The organism is Xanthomonas hortorum pv. cynarae (genome assembly GCF_002939985.1).
Classification (GTDB): Bacteria; Pseudomonadota; Gammaproteobacteria; order Xanthomonadales; family Xanthomonadaceae; genus Xanthomonas; species Xanthomonas hortorum_D.
The window spans coordinates 1-16982 of record NZ_MDFM01000026.1 but is presented as its reverse complement, the minus strand read 5'-3'; the positions used below and the strand labels follow the sequence as shown (position 1 = coordinate 16982).

The 16982-nt window shown below is 63.4% G+C and carries 13 protein-coding genes and 1 other RNA gene; 4 read left to right on the top strand and 10 right to left on the bottom strand.

Features of this window, described 5'->3' with window-relative positions; translation table 11 throughout:
• The first annotated feature begins 61 nt into the window (after positions 1–61).
• Positions 62–458: a transfer-messenger RNA gene (ssrA, locus tag XcyCFBP4188_RS16665) on the top strand.
• A gap of 136 nt (positions 459–594) precedes the next feature.
• Here the strand turns inward: ssrA and XcyCFBP4188_RS22900 are convergent.
• Positions 595–765, bottom strand: coding sequence for a hypothetical protein (locus XcyCFBP4188_RS22900; protein ID WP_006449450.1), 171 nt, complete (start codon positions 763–765; stop codon positions 595–597).
• A 342-nt stretch (positions 766–1107) separates the two neighbouring features.
• On the opposite strand from XcyCFBP4188_RS22900, the gene XcyCFBP4188_RS16660 reads away from it, so the two are divergent.
• The gene (locus XcyCFBP4188_RS16660; RefSeq protein WP_043907765.1) at positions 1108–2808 is read left to right on the top strand and encodes a sensor domain-containing diguanylate cyclase; all 1701 of its coding nucleotides are present in this window, start codon (positions 1108–1110) and stop codon (positions 2806–2808) included.
• A gap of 144 nt (positions 2809–2952) precedes the next feature.
• Here XcyCFBP4188_RS16660 and XcyCFBP4188_RS16655 read toward each other — a convergent pair whose 3' ends face one another.
• A complete protein-coding gene (locus XcyCFBP4188_RS16655; RefSeq protein ID WP_043907759.1) occupies positions 2953–3258 on the bottom strand; it encodes a hypothetical protein in 306 nt (101 codons plus the stop codon).
• A 93-nt stretch (positions 3259–3351) separates the two neighbouring features.
• On the opposite strand from XcyCFBP4188_RS16655, the gene XcyCFBP4188_RS16650 reads away from it, so the two are divergent.
• Positions 3352–4326 carry a GGDEF domain-containing protein gene (locus XcyCFBP4188_RS16650; protein ID WP_104592471.1) on the top strand — a complete coding sequence of 325 codons (975 nt, stop codon included), beginning with the start codon at positions 3352–3354 and terminating at the stop codon, positions 4324–4326.
• A gap of 45 nt (positions 4327–4371) precedes the next feature.
• On the opposite strand, the gene XcyCFBP4188_RS16645 is transcribed toward XcyCFBP4188_RS16650, so the two are convergent.
• From XcyCFBP4188_RS16645 to XcyCFBP4188_RS23680, 6 genes are all read right to left on the bottom strand, one after another.
• Positions 4372–5796 (bottom strand): efflux transporter outer membrane subunit, encoded by a 1425-nt coding sequence (locus XcyCFBP4188_RS16645; RefSeq protein ID WP_104592470.1) that lies wholly within the window; start codon positions 5794–5796, stop codon positions 4372–4374.
• A complete protein-coding gene (locus XcyCFBP4188_RS16640; protein WP_074057849.1) occupies positions 5790–6521 on the bottom strand; it encodes an SDR family oxidoreductase in 732 nt (243 codons plus the stop codon). The genes XcyCFBP4188_RS16645 and XcyCFBP4188_RS16640 overlap by 7 nt, the downstream gene beginning before the upstream one ends.
• A gap of 38 nt (positions 6522–6559) precedes the next feature.
• Positions 6560–9733, bottom strand: coding sequence for an efflux RND transporter permease subunit (locus XcyCFBP4188_RS16635; RefSeq protein WP_074057850.1), 3174 nt, complete (start codon positions 9731–9733; stop codon positions 6560–6562).
• A 178-nt stretch (positions 9734–9911) separates the two neighbouring features.
• The gene (locus tag XcyCFBP4188_RS16630) at positions 9912–11102 is read right to left on the bottom strand and encodes an efflux RND transporter periplasmic adaptor subunit (protein WP_006451894.1); all 1191 of its coding nucleotides are present in this window, start codon (positions 11100–11102) and stop codon (positions 9912–9914) included.
• Complete coding sequence (locus tag XcyCFBP4188_RS16625; RefSeq protein ID WP_104592469.1) at positions 11099–11866, bottom strand: SDR family NAD(P)-dependent oxidoreductase; 768 nt, start codon at positions 11864–11866, stop codon at positions 11099–11101. The genes XcyCFBP4188_RS16630 and XcyCFBP4188_RS16625 overlap by 4 nt, the downstream gene beginning before the upstream one ends.
• On the bottom strand, positions 11863–12090 hold the full coding sequence (locus XcyCFBP4188_RS23680) for a hypothetical protein (protein WP_085462307.1): 228 nt from the start codon (positions 12088–12090) through the stop codon (positions 11863–11865). Before XcyCFBP4188_RS23680 ends, XcyCFBP4188_RS16625 begins: the two co-directional genes overlap by 4 nt.
• Before the next feature lie 129 nt (positions 12091–12219).
• Between XcyCFBP4188_RS23680 and XcyCFBP4188_RS16615 the strand changes: the two genes are divergently transcribed.
• The gene (locus tag XcyCFBP4188_RS16615; protein WP_006451896.1) at positions 12220–13254 is read left to right on the top strand and encodes an XC_2801 family transcriptional regulator; all 1035 of its coding nucleotides are present in this window, start codon (positions 12220–12222) and stop codon (positions 13252–13254) included.
• A gap of 752 nt (positions 13255–14006) precedes the next feature.
• Here the strand turns inward: XcyCFBP4188_RS16615 and XcyCFBP4188_RS16610 are convergent.
• Both XcyCFBP4188_RS16610 and XcyCFBP4188_RS16605 read right to left on the bottom strand, forming a co-directional pair.
• Positions 14007–14732 (bottom strand): YiaD family glycine zipper/OmpA-like lipoprotein, encoded by a 726-nt coding sequence (locus tag XcyCFBP4188_RS16610; RefSeq protein WP_043910313.1) that lies wholly within the window; start codon positions 14730–14732, stop codon positions 14007–14009.
• Positions 14733–14866: 134 nt separating this feature from the next.
• The gene (locus XcyCFBP4188_RS16605; protein ID WP_104592468.1) at positions 14867–16285 is read right to left on the bottom strand and encodes a cryptochrome/photolyase family protein; all 1419 of its coding nucleotides are present in this window, start codon (positions 16283–16285) and stop codon (positions 14867–14869) included.
• Positions 16286–16982 lie beyond the last annotated feature (697 nt).

Genomic DNA, 16982 nt, shown 5'->3' with positions numbered 1-16982 from the left:
CACTTGTGACAGGGCGCGCCGATCCCTACACTGGGCAGGTCAGCGTTTTGATGCTTTCCCCGGGGGTGCACTGGTTTCGACGGGGGTCGCGAAGTCGCTTGGCGCATGCCGAGGGGGCAGCTTTCCTCGTTAATCCAGCAGCAAACTTTTAGTTGCCAACGATGACAACTACGGTTCGGACTACGCTATCGCCGCTTAACTGGCTTTAGTTTTAGTTCTACAGCCGCCTAAGGCGAACCCCCGAACCTACTTGTGCCCGTGCTCGTAGATGTAGGGTCATTATCACGGAACCGTCGGTAGTGGCTGCCTGTCAGCTACCGGTTAGATAAAGCAGGCTGGTTTCCAGGTGCGCTTTGCCAACCGTGCTGCCTGGAAATGAGATCTAACGGAGGGCTAAGCATGTAGTGCTGGGGATGGAGTGCTTCCGGACGGCGGTTCGATTCCGCCCACCTCCACCAAACAACGGTCCTAAGACGACCGACTAAGGCCGGGGCTCTCGATGCAGAGGGTTCCCGGCCTTTTTCATGGGCGTTGCAAAGTCGTCGGATCGATGGCCCATCCAATGGAGCACGGCTGTCCACGCTGCGCATTGCGTCAGATAGTGACGTGACCCGTCTGTTCGGAGGCCATGTTCGGCGCGACCGCGATCTGTGGCGAGTTCGCATCCACGGGCAATGCATCGCCGCGCAATCGGTCGAAAAGCTGCAGTAATTCGGTGGCTTCTTGCTGTAGCAGGACCAGGGCGCTCTTGTTGGGCTCTTCCATCTCACGCTCCTCTGGAGACACTCCCCAGCATCTTGATGCAGTGGCAGCAAGCCTCGTGCCAGCGTCGTGGCAGGCAGACGTGTGCTGTATTCGCACCACACAGAATCGGGGACATCAGCGTAGGAGTTGTGGCACCGAGCACCAGCACAATCGATGGGCAGCGGCATCCAACGAGTGACCAGGACGTGTTGGCGGCGCCAATTGCCACGCGATATCGACGGACCGTTCTCGGCACGCGCCTCACTGTCACTACCGGAATTCTGAACGAACGGTCAAACGAGGTGAAGCGTAGGCACGCGCTTTGCATCAATCTCTACCAGACGATCAGTGTTGGGGAACACGGTGTTGACCAAAAAAGCAAAACGCCATGCTGCCGGGGCTTTACTGCTCGGCGGGGTGATCTTCGTGCTGATCGGTTTGGGCGGTTATTTCACCACGCAGCGTTCGCTCTCCGACGCAGGCTGGGTAACGCATACGCAGGAAGTGATCGCCGCCATCAATGAAATCCAGGCCGGCATGCTGTCGGCGGAGTCGTCGGTGCGTGGCTATGTGCTGACCGATAACGAGGCATTTCTGGGCGTGTATGCCGATGCGATCGGACGCCTGCCCGAACGCATCGTGCGCCTGGAAGCGCTGGTACAGGACAACGTGGCGCAGGAGCGCAATGTCGTGCTGCTGCGGCGATTGATGGACACGCGCCTGGTGCAGATCAACGACTTGCTGCACAGCTACCGCGCAAACGGCCTGGGTGGCGCGCGCGCATCGATTGCGCGCGGGGTGTTTCAGACCTCCTCCACGCTGCGTCGCCAGGTGCAGACCATGACCGAGCTGGAACGCCGCCAGTTGGTGACGCGTACCGAGACCAACCAGACCAGCGCGCAGTGGGTGCTGCGTAGCACCGTGATCGGCATCATCAGCGGGCTATTAGTGATGTTGCTTGCCTATCGCCTGCTGTCGCGGGAACTGGAACGACGCGTGCGTGCCGAAGACGAGGCCAGTAGCACAAGCGAGCGGCTGGTGGAGTCGTTCGCCGCACTCGAACGCACCTCTGCCGGGCTGGAGGCGCTGTCGCGCTATTCGGGGCTGCTGCAGAACTGTCGCGACGCCGAAGAAGCGCTGGAAATCACCGCGCGCACGATTGCGCCGTTGATCCCGGGTGCCTCTGGCGCGGTCTACCTGCTGCGCGCCTCGCGCGATCGCGCCGAGCCGGTGGTCACCTGGGGCGCGATGGCTGACGACGACAGTGCCAGCATTGCGCCGCACGACTGTTGGGCGCTGCGTCGCGATCGCACGCATGTGGTGGAAGACACCAGCCAGGGCATGGTCTGCCAACATGCCGGCGCCAATCTTCCGGCGCATGCGAGCACGGTCTGCATTCCGTTGTCGGCGCAAGGTACGCAATTGGGCATGCTGGCGTTGCGCAGCGAGGATCCGCGCGAACTGACCTCGTTGACCGTGGCCGAAGCGGCCGCAGAACAATTGTCGCTGGCGCTGCACAATCTGCGTTTGCGCGAGACGCTGCGTCAGCAATCCATCCGCGATCCGCTGACCGGCCTATACAACCGCCGCTATCTGGAAGAGGCGCTCAACCACGAACTGGCGCGCTGCACGCGTCGGGCGCTGCCGTTGTCGGTATTGATGCTGGACGTGGACCATTTCAAACAGTTCAACGATCTGCATGGGCACAGTGGTGGCGATCGCGTGCTGGCGGCGATCGGCGAGTTCCTGTTGACGCAGATGCGCGGCGAAGACATCTGCTGCCGCTACGGTGGGGAAGAATTGACCATCATCCTGCCGGAAGTGGATCTGTCCACCGCCAGCAGGATGGCCGAAAAACTGCGCGCGGGCATCGAGGCGTTGCAGGTGATGTCCGATGGCGTGTCGCTGCCCAAGGTCACCGCATCGTTCGGTGCGGCAAGCTTCCCCGAACACGCCGGCAATGCCGCGCAGCTGCTGCGCCGGGCCGACGAAGCGCTGTATCGCGCCAAACAGGCTGGACGTAATCAGGTGATCAATGCGGGAACGCCCGCTGACGGAATCTAGACGTAAGCCTAGTGAATGGCCGACGCATGCCGGCTGGCGTTGCGTGCGCACGCTTGCAAGGCGTAGCGCTGCCGGGTGTCGGTCGGCAGCGCGCCTGAGCGTCAGCGATCCGCCAGCGGCACGCTGCCCCACCACAACACTGCATCACTCACAGGCAGGCCCTTCCTCATCGCTTGGGATCAGCCCGGCACCGGCCAGCATGCCATCGACGCGGGTCCGCACGTGGGCGGCATCTTCGGGCGCGACGCTGCTCAGCAGGGCTTCGGCGCGCGCCTGGAAATCGAGATAGTCGAAATCCGCATCTTCATCAGCCGACAGCTGCGGCAATGCATCCTGCAACGCATCCAGGCGTGTCTCGAGTTCTTCGCGGGTAGGCATGGCAGACTCCAACGGCAAAGCGGACACGGTTGCGGCAAGGCCGTCAACAAGGTGCGAAGTCCTGCCCTGCAATGCTTCATCTTCCTACCCGATGCAGCGGCACTGCACGCTCAATTTCCACAGTGCGCAGCCGATAATGATGCCGACTCCTATAGAACCTTCACTGTGATCCTCCACCTGCGGCGGGATTTCCGCCTGGGCATCATCAAGATGCTTGGGCCAATCACCGCGCTGTTGCTCTGCCTCTATGCGGTTTACCTGGCCATGACCGGTCAGGTGGCTGCCTGTCTGATCACCGCAGTGCTCGGTGTGCTTGCGGTATGGCGCGGCTGGCAGATGCGCAGTGCCGAGAACACGGGGGCAGGCGGGGTATGGCTGGCATCGATCAATGTCGGGGGGTGTCTGGTGGCGTGCTGGACAGGCGGCGATGGCGCGCTGCCCTGGCTGTTTCCGGTGCTGGCGACCAATTATTTTCTATGCGGGCCGCAACGTGCGGTGCTGCTCAGCCTGCCGCTGTTGGCGGCACTGTTGTTGTTGCCCGGTTTGATCGTCAGCCCTGGTCAAGGCGTGTCGACGGTCGTGGTGACCTTGGTGACGCTGACGGTGGGGTATGCGTTTTCGCTGCGCATGCAGGACGACCGCGTGCATCTGGAAGAGCTGGCCTCGCTGGATGCGCTCACTGGCTTGCCCAACCGACGCATGCTCGAACGCGCGCTCACCCATCAGATCGATCAGCGGCAACCGCATGATCGGCTCAACAGCCTGATCATTCTGGATCTGGACCATTTCAAGGAGGTCAACGATCTGTACGGGCATGCCGCAGGCGATGCGGCACTCTCGGATCTGGCCACTATCCTGCGTTACGAGGTACGCGATCCGCATCAGGTGTTCCGCTTCGGCGGCGAAGAATTCGTGGTGTTGTTGCGCGCCGGCTCGCTGCAGGAACTGGAAGCGGCGACCGAGCGCCTGCGCAAGGTCATTCGCAATGGCCTGCGCGGCCCGGGTGGACGTATCACGGTGTCGCTGGGTGCGGCCCGCCACGATGGAGAGACGCATTGGCAGGACTGGTTTTCACGCGCCGATGCGGCGCTGTATCTGGCCAAGAACGGCGGCCGCGATAGCGTGCGGGTTGCCGACTGACCCACCGGTTGCGGGGCGACACCTTGGCCGCCCCGCATGCGTGCTTCAACGATTGATCACAGCGACCGGTGCAGCAGGCGCTTCGCCCTGCTTCCAGCCGCCCAGCGCCTTGTACACGCCGACCACACCAACATTCACCGCCGCTTCGGCCTGTGCCAACGCATCGTCTGCGGCCAGTTGGGTGCGTTGTGCATCCAGCAGCGTGAGGAAGTCTTCCGAGCCCTCGCGGTAGCGGATCTGCGCCAACTGTTCGGCACGCCGTGCGGCGTTGGCCTGCTCCACCACGATCGCCAGACGCGCCTGCTGGCGGCCGTAGCCGGTCAGTGCGTTCTCGGTGTCTTCCAACGCCAGCAACACGGCCTGCTGGTATTGCGCCAACGCGCCTTCGGCCTGCGCCTTGCTGGCACGCAGGCGCGCACGCACGGTGCCGAAGTCGAACGCTGCCCAGCTGATCGACGGGGTGATCGACCAGGCCTTGCCACTGCCCTCGGTCAGCCTGGCCGCATCGCCGGACAGGAAGCCGACAAAGCCGCTCACACTGATGCGCGGAAACAGGTCCGCAGTCGCGACGCCAACCTGCGCGGTGGCTGCCGCCAGGCGACGTTCTGCACTGCGCACGTCCGGTCGCTGACGCAGCAGCCCGGCGGTGTCGCCCAGCGGCAACGCACGTGCGAACGCGGGCGTGGTGCGAGGTACCAGGGTGGCATCCAGCGCGTCCGGCGCCTGGCCGAGCAACACGGCCAGACGGTGGCGGTATTGCGCCTCGGCGGTTTCCAGCAACGGAATATCCGCCTCGATCGCCTTCAGCCGCGCCAGGCTGCTCTGCACTTCCAGCTCGCTACCGGCGCCCAGGTCCCAACGCGTCTGCGTGAGTTTCTGGGTGTCGTGCAGGTTGGTGAGCGTGCGCTTGGAGACATCCAGCTGCTTCTGCGTACCGCGCAACTCGAAATAGTTGCGGGCAATTTCGGCTGCGACCGTGACCTGCACGTCGAGCAAACCGGCTTGCTCGGCTTCCAGATCGGCACGTGCCGCTTCCGACGCACGCCGCTGACGACCGAACAGATCCAGCTCCCAGGCCGCATCCAGACCCAGGGTGGTCTGTTCGGTGAGGAAACGCTGATTGCCGGCAATCACCTGCTGTTGTTCGCGCCGATCGAAGCTGCCCTGCGCAGTGATGTGCGGCGCCTGGTCCAGGCGACGTTCGACGAACACCGCACGCGCCTGCTTGACGCGCGAGACGGCGATGCGCAAATCGTGGTTGGCGAACAAGCCATCGCGCACCAGTTGCTCCAGCACCGGGTCGTCGAACTGCGACCACCAGTTGCCGACCGGCGACTCGGCACTGTAGGCCGCGTCCTGCGCGCCCTGCAGCGTCACCGCGGCGGGCGGGTCGGGCCGGTAATCCGGGCCGACCGCACAACTGCTGAGCACCAGCGTGGCCAGTGCCACGCTCAAGAATGTCCTCACCATGGCAACACGTCTCCCAAATACGTAAAGCTGCCGGTGGCGCCGTGCGCGTCGAGCAGCGCCATCTGCACGCTGCTGTGCGCGCCCTGCTCCACTTCGATCTCACCGTTACCAGCGTTCATATCGGTTTTGACGTAGCCCGGATGCACGCTGTTGACCTTGATGGCGGTGTCGCGCAGCTCATAGGCCAGATGCACGGTCCAGCTGTTCAGCGCGCTTTTGGAGGCGTTGTACGCGGGAACCTTGGCGTCGTAGATCGGCGAGCCGGGTTGGCTGTGCAAGGTCAGCGAGCCGAGCTGGCTCGATACGTTGACGATGCGCCCGGCCAGCGAACGTCGCAGCAGCGGCAGGAACGCCTTGGTCACGCCGACCACGGCGAACAGATTGGTGTCGAAGGTGCGCTTCCACACCTCCAGGCTCTGCTGCGACGGCGTGCGCTGCATGTCGTCGATCATGATGCCGGCGTTGTTGATCAGGATGTCCAGGTGGCCGTGACGCTGTTCCACCGTGCCCACTGCTGCGGCGATGCTGATGTCGTCGTTGACGTCGAGCTGGATGGCTTCCACCGGCAGGCCCTCGGCCTGCAGCTTGAGTGCGGCAGCGACCGCGTCATCGCGCTTGCGGCCGGCCAGCAGCGTGTGCACGCCGGCCAGGGCCAATTGCCGAACGGTTTCCAGGCCGATGCCGCGGGTGGCACCGGTGACCAGTGCAATTTTGCTGTTGCTCATTTCAAGATCCTTCGAAGGTATGGAATGCACCGCGGCGCTTACGCCTTGACGGGTTCATGCGAGACGGCAGCCGGCGCGGCGGGTTGTTCGCCACGGGTCACCCACTTGCGCAGCGCCACGTAGAACACCGGGGTCAGGAACAGGCCGAACAAGGTCACACCGAGCATGCCGGCGAAGACGGTGATGCCGGTGACCGAGCGCACTTCGGCGCCGGCGCCATGACCGAACACCAGCGGCACGGTGCCGGCGATGAAGGCGATGGAGGTCATCACGATCGGACGCAGACGCAGGCGGCAGGCTTCCAGCGCGGCTTCGACAATGCCCTTGCCATGCATCTCGAGTTCGCGGGCGAATTCCACGATCAGGATCGCGTTCTTGCACGCCAGGCCCATCAGCACCACCAACCCCACCTGCACGAACACGTTGTTGTCGCCACCGGTGAGCCACACGCCGAACAAGGCGGACAACAAGGTCATCGGCACGATCAGGATCACCGCCAGCGGCAGCGTCCAGCTTTCGTACAAGGCGGCCAGCACCAGGAACGCCAGCAACACCGCCATCGGGAACACGATCAACGCCGAGTTGCCCTGGATGGATTGCTGATAGCTCAGATCGGTCCACTCGATGTTCATGCCGTTGGGCAACACCTTCGGCGCCATGCCGGCCAGCGTCTGCATCGCCTGTGTGGACGAGAGCACGCGCGGATCCGCTTCGCCGATCAGATCGGCAGCCGGATAGCCGTTGTAGCGGATCACCGGGTCCGGGCCGTAGGTCTGGCCCAGCGTGACCATGCTGCCGATCGGCACCATCTGCCCGCGATCGTTGCGGGTGCGCAGATTGGCGATGTCTTCAACACTGTCGCGGAACTGTCCATCGGCCTGGGCGATCACCTGATAGGTGCGACCGAAGCGATTGAAGTCGTTGATGTAGGACGAACCCAGATAGGTCTGCAGCGTGTCGAACAGATTGGTCAGCGGCACGCCCTGTGCTTTTGCCTTGTCGCGATCGACCTTGGCGTCGAGCTGCGGCACGTTGGCCTGATACGTGCCGATCGGGAACTGCATGCCCGGCGTTTGCGAGATCGCACCGGACATTGCATTGACCGCACTCTGCAACTGGCCATAGCCCAGACCGGCACGGTCCTGGATGTACAGCGAGTAGCCCGAGCCCTGCCCCAGACCCAGAATTGGCGGCGGCATGAACGCAAACGCAAAGCCCTGCTGGATCTGGCTGATGCGTGCGTTGATCTCCGCATTGATCTGCTCGGCCGTGCGGCTGCGCTGGCTAAACGGCTTGAGGGTGAGGAACACCGTGCCGGTGTTGGGCGTGTTGGTGAACTGCAGCGGATTCAGGCCCGGGAACGCGATCGCGTGGTCCACGCCTTCGGTCTGCAGCGCGATCTGGGTGATCTGGCGGATCACCTCATTGGTGCGCTCCAGCGATGCGCCTTCCGGCAGTTTGGTACCGGCGATCAGGTACAGCTTGTCCTGGGTCGGAATGAAGCCGCCCGGCACCACCTTGAACATGAAACCGGTGGCCACCAGCAGCAGCAGATACACCATGAACACCGCACCGCGCTTGCCCAGCGCACGCGACACCGCGCCCTGATACTTGTTCGAGCTGGTGTTGAAGAAGCGATTGAACGGACGGAACAACCAGCCGAACAAGCGATCGATCAATCGCGTCGGGCCATCCTTCGGTGCGTCGTGGGCCTTGAGCAACATGGCCGCCAATGCCGGCGACAGCGTCAACGAGTTGATCGCCGAGATCACCGTCGAGATCGCGATGGTCACCGCGAACTGCTTGTAGAACTGGCCGGTCACGCCCGACAGGAACGCCATCGGCACAAACACCGCGCACAGCACCAGCGCGATGGCGATGATCGGCCCGGACACTTCGCGCATCGCCTGATGCGCAGCAGCCAACGGGCTCAGGCCTTCTTCGATGTTGCGCTCGACGTTTTCCACCACCACGATCGCATCGTCGACCACGATGCCAATCGCCAGTACCAGGCCGAACAGGCTCAGCGTATTGATCGAAAAACCCAGCAGATACAGTGCGGCAAACGTACCGACCACCGACACCGGCACCGCCAGCAACGGGATGATCGAGGCGCGCCAGGTCTGCAGGAACAGGATCACCACCAGCACCACGAGCAGCACCGCCTCCAGCAGCGTGCTGACCACCGCACTGATCGAGTCGCGCACGAACACGGTCGGGTCATACGCCGCCGACCACGCCATGTCCTGCGGGAACTGCTTTTCCAGCTCGGCCATCTTGGCGCGTACCGCATCGGACAATTCGATCGCGTTGGCACCCGGCGACTGGAACACGCCCATGCCCACCGCGTTCTGGTTGTCCAGCTGCGAGCGCAAGGTGTAGTTGCCGGCACCCAGTTCCAGACGCGCCACATCCGACAGACGCACGATTTCGCCGCTATTGCCGCTCCGGATCACGATGTTGCCGAACTCTTCTTCGGTGGTGAGGCGGCCCTGCGCATTGATCGACAGCAGGAAGTCGCTCTTGTTGGGCATCGGCTCGGCACCGAGCTGACCGGCGGAGACCTGCACGTTCTGCTCGCGGATCGCGGCGACCACGTCGCTGGCAGTGAGCCCGCGTGCGGCGACCTTGTCCGGATCCAGCCAGATGCGCATGGCGTAATCGCCCGCACCGAAGATCTGGATCTGGCCCACGCCCGGCAGGCGCGACAGCTCGTCCTTGACCTTCAGCAACGCGTAGTTGCTCAGGTACAACGAGTTGTACTTGCCTTTGGGCGAGGTCAGATGCACGACCATGGTCAGCGTCGGCGACTGCTTCTGGGTGGTGACACCCTGGCGCCGCACGTCCTCGGGCAGACGCGCCTGCGCCTGGCTGACGCGGTTCTGCACCTGCACTTGCGCCTGGTCCGGATCGGTGCCGGGCTTGAAGGTCACGGTGACCACCAGCACGCCATCGGAGCCGGCGACCGACTTCATGTACATCATGTCTTCCACGCCGTTGATGGCTTCCTCAAGCGGCGTGGCGACGGTCTCGGCGATGACCTTGGGATTGGCGCCCGGATACACCGCACGCACCTGCACGCTCGGCGGCACCACTTCCGGGTACTCGCTGATGGGCAGCAGCGGCATGGCGATCAGGCCGGCAGCGAAGATGATGATCGACAGCACCGCGGCAAAGATCGGCCGGTCGATGAAAAAACGGGAAAAGTCCATTGGGGTGGTCCTGAAAGAGGTTGCCGCCGGATGGCGGCGCGGCACAGCGACCCCGAACCGGCCTTTTAGAAAGACCGGTGCTCATGGGTGCGATGCAGCGATGAATCAGTGCAGCGGTCGAACCTGCAGCGCAGTCGCACTGCGGACGCGACTGCATGCGAGGTGTGATCGACGCGATTTATTTCGACGCAGTGCGCTTGTCCGAGGTGGGCACCATCGCCACGGCCTTGGCATCGACCGGCATGCCGGGCATGAAGATCTTCTGCACGCCATCGACCACAACGCGGTCGCCGGCCGCCAGCCCCTTGCGCACGATGCGCAGACCATCGGCAGTGCGGCCGAGCTCCACATCGCGCCGCTGCGCCTTGCCGTCCTTCTCCACCACGTACACGTACTTGCGGTCCTGGTCGGTCAGCACCGCTTTTTCGTCGACCAGCATGGCCTTGAACTGGCCGCTGCCCAGCAACTGCACGTGGGCATACAGGCCCGGCGTGAACTGCCGCTGCGCGTTGTCCAGCACCGCGCGCACGCGGATGGTGCCGGTGCTGCGGGTGACCTGGTTATCCAGGAAATCCACGCGCCCGGCATGCGGGAACCCCTGCTCGCCGACCAGGCCGATGCGTACCGGCAACTCGCCGCCACGCGCGTCCGGACGCTCGCCATCGCGGGTCATCTGCGAGTAGCGCAGGAAGGTGCCTTCGTCGGCATCGAAGTAGACGAACATCTTGTCCAGCGACACCAACGTGGTCAGCACGCTGGCACTGTCGCTGGCCGTGACCAGGTTGCCGGCGGTGACCATCGCACGCCCGGCGCGGCCGTCGATCGGTGCGCGCACGCGGGTCCAGTCCAGGTTGAGCTTGGCGGTATCCACTGCGGCCTGCGCGGCCAGCACCTCGGCATCGGCCTGGTCGCCAGCGGCGCGGCGCTGCTCCCAGGTTTCGGTCGAAATGGCCTGCTGCTCGGACAATTTGCGCGCACGTGCCGCTTCGCTGCGGGCCAGATTGGCCTGCGTGCGGGCACGCACCAGCGCTGCATTGGCGCGCGCGAATTCGGCGCGGTAGCTGCGGTCATCGATGCTGAAGAGCACATCGCCCTTCTTCACTTCGGCTCCTTCAACATAGTTGACCTTGTCGATATAGCCGGACACGCGCGGGCGCAGCTCGACGCTTTCCACCGGCTCGATACGGCCGCTGAATTCGTCCCACTGGCTGATTTCCTTGCTCAGCACCGGGGCGACGCTGACGCTGGGCGGCGGCGGTGCACCGGTTTCGGCGGCCTGGCTGCCGCAACCGGCCAACACGACCGCCAGTACGGCGCCCATCAATACGGTACGCAAGGGAAAACGGAACGGGGTGGCGTTCGTAGTCATGGGGAAATCTCTCGGGTGGGGATGGGGAAATGCAGACCTGCCAGCCGGTCCGCCGACGGAGCGGCATGCAGGCGACGACTGACGGTCACGACAGGTTGTCCGGGCTGGCCAGGCCCGACAATCAACGACACGGCGGCGCGACCGACATCCACGGCGCGGATCCACTCCGGACACGCATCCTTGGCACGGCCGGGCGTACACACCGGTTGCTCGATCGACAGCAGGTGGACACGCACGCCCAGCGGCTTGGCTTCTTCGTGCAGCACCTGGGCGAGCATGCGGGTGGCCGCAGCGGCGATGGAAATATCGCCATGCGCGGCCCAGGCGCGCAGCGGGCTGCCGAGCAACAGATAGCGGCCGCCGCCATCGGCCTCGCTCAGCAGCGGCAACAGATGACGGGCAGCAGCCAGATGTGGCAATACGTCGCGCTCCAGGCGGCGACGCAACGCGGTGACCGGGCGGTCCAGCAAGCGGCCGGCCTTGAGCGGGCTGCCCAGGCTGGCGATCACTGCCGCCAACGGATGTGGGCGTTGCGCCAGTTCGGTCGCCAGCGCCTGCGCGGAGGTGTCGTCGGCCACCGAGCCTTGCAGGGTGTCCAACAGAGGAGAGTTGCCGTGCTCCGCGCGTAGCGCATCGAGCTTGGCAGCATCGCGTCCAATCACGAGCACCCGCATGCTGGCGTCGAGCAGCGCGGCGACGATCCCGGCGCCCACATTGCCCGCGCCACCAATGACAGCCGTCTCGGATTGAACCATCCCGGTCATGGGACTTTCACTCCCGACATCGGGACAATTCCGCTCTGCATCCAGCGCGCCGGCAGTCCAGCCCGTTTGGCCGGCGCACCGCCGGCCTGACGCTTCGGCGACGCTGCAAATGTGCGCGAAACACCGGCACGCGGGCTTTTCGCCGACGAAATCACTGGATCGAAGGCACCTTCAATCGCGTTGCGTGAGGTGGAGGACAAACCGAAAACGTCGCACAACCACATGGCCGTGTTCCTGCATGGAGGGGATGACGTACAAGTTAGGCCTCAAAGCAGGACTTGATTAGCCCTGATTTAGGGGAATAATCGTCCCGTAAGCGGTCCAATCCTCCTGACCCCCTGGAAGGCACCCCCATGATCCACGATCTCAACGACACCCTGATCTTCGTCAAGGTGGTCGAGCAAGGTAGTTTCATCGCCGCCGCCAACGCGCTCGGTCTGCCCAAGACCACCGTCAGTCGCAAGGTGCAGGAACTCGAAACCCGGCTCGGCGCGCGCCTGCTGCATCGGACCACGCGCCGGATCGGCCTGACCGAAGCCGGCTCGGTGTATCACGAACATTGCCAACGCATCGCCCGCGAACTGGAAGAGGCCGAAAGCGCGGTCGGGCAATTGCAGTCAGGCCCGCGTGGCTGGTTGCGCTTTACCGTGCCCTACTCGCTGGGCATCACCTGGATCGCACCGTTGCTGGGCGAATTCCATGCACAATATCCGGAGATCCAGCTGGACATGCACCTGGGCAACGAGAAGCTGGACCTGATCGGTGGTGAAGCCGATCTGGCACTGCGTGTCGGTGCGCTGCCGGATTCGAATCTGGTCGCACGCAAACTCGGCAGTCTGCGCACGCAGGTCTTCGCCAGCCCGTCCTATATCGAACGCTATGGCGAACCGCTGCATCCGGACGAGCTGCAATTCCATCGCACGCTGGCACTGCGCAAGAACCGCAACGTGCACAACAACCGCTTCTTCTGGTCGCTCAGCGATGGCAGCGACGTGCGCGATTTTCCGGTCAATCCGCTGATGGTGGCCAACGATCCCGCCGCGCTCAACGGTGCGGTGCTCTGCGGCGAAGGCCTGCTATTGACCGGCGATGTAATGGCCAAACCGTTCGTGCAATCTGGCCTGGTACGCCGCGTGCTCGCCGGTTGGACAGGCCCGGAGGTCGACTTCAACGCAGTGTTTGCCGGCGGCCGTCTGGTCTCGCCAAAAGTGCGCGCCTTCGTGGACTTTCTGGTCACCCGGATGAACTTCGACGCCGACTACATGATGGCGCAGTGCCCGGCGCGTCTGGCAGCGCAGAAAGCAGACAACGATGCGAAAGTGGAGGTGGTCACAGTGGCGAAATTGCGCGCCGAAGGCAAGCGCATCCTGGAAAACGTCACCGCGTAATGCCGAATCAAACAGCCGCCAAACGGAGTGACCCTTCTCCCTCCGGGAGAAGGTGCCCGAAGGGCGGATGAGGGTACATCTGCACGTTTGGATGCAGTCAACATTTAGGTCAAAAGCCTAGCTACAGGTCAAAAGCCTACTCAGTCGAGGGCGCGGTGCCCTCACCGCACCAGAGAGTTAGTCGGTTGCTTTCTTAAAAGCTTGTTGGTGCTCGGCTTGCGTTGGAAAGCTGACCGAACTCACCGTTATCCGAACAATATGCATCGTGCATTGCTTGCACCATGCACACCGACACTCTCGACTGGTCCTTGCCCGCCCACCGTCGCGGGACCTTACGCGGCATGGATGCCGCGTAAGAGCCTACACGGACGTACTTGCGGCGTGTCCCGCGACGGTGGGCGGGCAAGGGCCCTGCAGCAAACCCGAAGATCAGCCGCTCTGCAAGTGATCTATCCGCACTGTCCAGTCACTACAAGACAATCGAGATGTCGATTCGTAGCGTCGTTTAGATGCGATCAAATTCTAAGTCACAAGCCGAGTCGGTTGAGGGCGCGGCACCCTCGCCAGACAGTTGGCAAGTTGCTTTATTGAAAACATGCACGCCGACCATCTCGACCGGCCCTTGCAGCAAACCCGCAGATCAGCCGCTCTTGATCAACAAAATCTTTAACGCAAAAACAGGCCGCTTTCGCGACCTGTTTTTTTTACATCGCGGTTTCGTCAATCGACTCGCCACGATTCACTGAGTCAACTCAACGCATACCCGTGTTGTTACCAGTGCCCTCAGAGCGCAGCGGAATCAAGCGGATTTCCACGCGACGGTTCTGCGCACGGCCGGCATCGGTGTTGTTGTCGGCGATCGGGTAACGCTTGCCGGCGCCCATCGTTTCCATGCGCTCGCGCTGCACGCCTTGTGCGGTCAGATACTGCGCAACTGCGCCGGCACGTTCTTCGGACAGACGCTGGTTCACCGCATCGCTGCCGACGCTGTCGGTATGACCGACCACTTCCACCATGGTCTGGTTGTACTCGCGCAACGTGGACGCCACACCATTGAGCGCACTGTAAAACTGCGGCTTCAACGCCGACTTGCCGAAGTCGAAGGTGATGCCGTCGGGCAGGTTCAAGGTGATGTTGTCGCCCTGGCGCTGCACTTCGATACCGGTGTTGGCGGTACGCTCGCGCAATGCACGCTCCTGACGATCCTGGTACTGACCCACGGCCGCGCCACTCAACGCGCCGATACCTGCGCCGACCATCGCGTGCTGACGGCGCTCGGTGGCGCTGTCGCCGGTGAGCAACCCTGCAGCGACACCAATGGCGGTGCCGATTAGCGCATTGCGGCCGGTGCGGTTCTGCTGTTGGGTCTGATCGCCGTACTGGTCGCGCTGCACATACGAGCCGCCGGTGGCGCAAGCGGACAGCGCAATGGCGCTGGCCAGGGCAACGGCCAGACTCTTGCTAGCTGCTGGGGACATGGTGTTCTCCTGTGGCCGGACCATCCGGCACTCAATCGTGTCGGCGAGGATAAACAGACCAACGCGACTGGCACATGATGAAAGCGGCCGCAGATTGCCTGCGACAGGTACTGCATTCAGGAAAACGGTTACGGTTATCCCCGCGTCTTCGCATACGCCGCCAACGCCGCATCGCGACCTTCGGCCAAGCCAATGATCGGCGTGCGCGGGTACTTCGGTGCGAATCGTGCCAACGATAACGGAGACAACCACGGTGCGAAACGCTCCTTCACCGCAAGCTTGCCCAGCTCCGGTACCCAGCGTGTGATGTAAGCCGCCTGCGGATCGAATTTCTCCGCCTGCGTCACCGGATTGAACACACGAAAATACGGCGCCGCATCCGCGCCGGTACCAGCGACCCATTGCCAACCCAAGGTGTTGTTGGCCAGGTCCGCATCCACCAGCGTTTCCCAGAACCAGCGCGCCCCTTCGATCCAGTGGATACGCAAATGCTTGCACAACAGACTCGCCACGATCATACGCACACGGTTGTGCATCCAGCCGGTGTGCCAGAGCTGGCGCATGCCGGCATCGACAATCGGAATACCGGTGCGGCCGCGCTGCCAGGCCTGCAACGCGACCGGGTCGACCTTGGCCCAATCGAATCCTTCGAAGCGCGGATTGAGATTCTGATTGGTGGTGTCGGGAAAGTGATGCAGCAGGTGATAGGCAAAATCGCGCCAGCCCAACTGGCGGATGTAACCATCGATCTCTGCGCTGTTGCGCGCATTGCGGTTGGCTTCCAGCGTGCTGGCGATCCGCCATGGCGCGATCTCGCCGAAATGCAGATGCGGCGACAGCTGCGAGGTGCCGACCCGATCGGGCCGATCACGGTTTTCGCGATAGCCCGACAGCGCGCCGTCGATGAAAATTTCCAGCATCTCGTGCGCACCAGCCTCACCAGGTTGCCAGTGCTCCCAGAAGCCCTGATCCCAGTCCAGTTTCGGCACTAACCCCAGCGTCTCCAGCGCGGCGCTTTTCAACGTTGCAGGCAGCGCCGGCAAGCTGCGTGGCGCAGCTACTGCAGCGGGCAACTGCAGTTGCGTGAGTGCGTTGCGCCAGTACGGAGTGAAGACCTTGTACGGGCCGCCCTGCTGGGTCGACAACTGCCACGGCTCCATCAACAGCGAGGCATTGCAGCTCTGCACTTCGATGCCGCGCTCACGCAAGCTGCGCTTGATCTGCGCATCGCGCGGTTGGGTGGCCGGTTCGTACTTGCGGTTCCAATACACCGCCACCGCACCGGTCTGCGCGATCATCTCGTCCAGCACCTGCGCGCTATCGCCAGCGCGAATCACCAGGCCGCTACCGAGCGCGCGCAATGCCGCATCCAGGGCAGCCAGCGAGCGATGCCGCCAACTGCGCGACGCCGCGCCAGGCGCCCACTCGCCTTCTTCGTGCGGCGCATCGATATACAGCGGAATCGGGGCATGCCCGGCATCCAGCGCAGCGCGCAAGGCCGGGTTGTCCTGTAGGCGCAGATCGCGACGGAACCAGACGATGGCGTAGGACATACGAACTCGGCAGCGACGATAAGGCTGCGCAGCATAAGCCAGCAGGTGCAACGATGGCGCGATGCAGAGGCGAGCCCCCCTCGCCCGGCTGAGAGCAGCCAACATACCCTCTCGAGCGATGTAGCGATGGCAGCAGCGTGTTGGCCACACCCGCCTTCGTTGACGAGTGAACTGATGTCGGGAATGGCAGCGACATCGATCGGATCGAAAGGAGCCGATCAGACCGCACCGCATCGACCGGCCGCATGCACTGCTGGCAACCATGCACACCGATGCTCTCGACTGGTCCTTGCCCGCCCACCGTCGCGGGACCTTACGCGGCATGGATGCCGCGTAAGAGCTTACAAGGACGTACTTGCAGCGTGTCCCGCGATGGTGGGCGGGCAAGGGCCCTGCAGCCAAGCCACAGATCAATTGCTCCACACCTGATCTATCCGCGCTCTCTGACTACTCAAGACAACCGAGTTATCGAGTCATCGTGTCGTGTGGATGCAGTCAAAAGCTGAGTCGGTCGAGGGCGCGATGGCCTCACCGCTCGCGGGACACGCCGTGAATCCGTCCGTGGAGCAACTGTGTTGTTGGAGTGGCTCTGCCGCTCCGCAAGCCGGGCGCGGTGGTGCTGGCCGCCTGTCGGCAGCCATGGCCCCATCGAGCGCATTGACACTCAGGTCGGGATGGCTTGGGCCTCTCCGGCTTG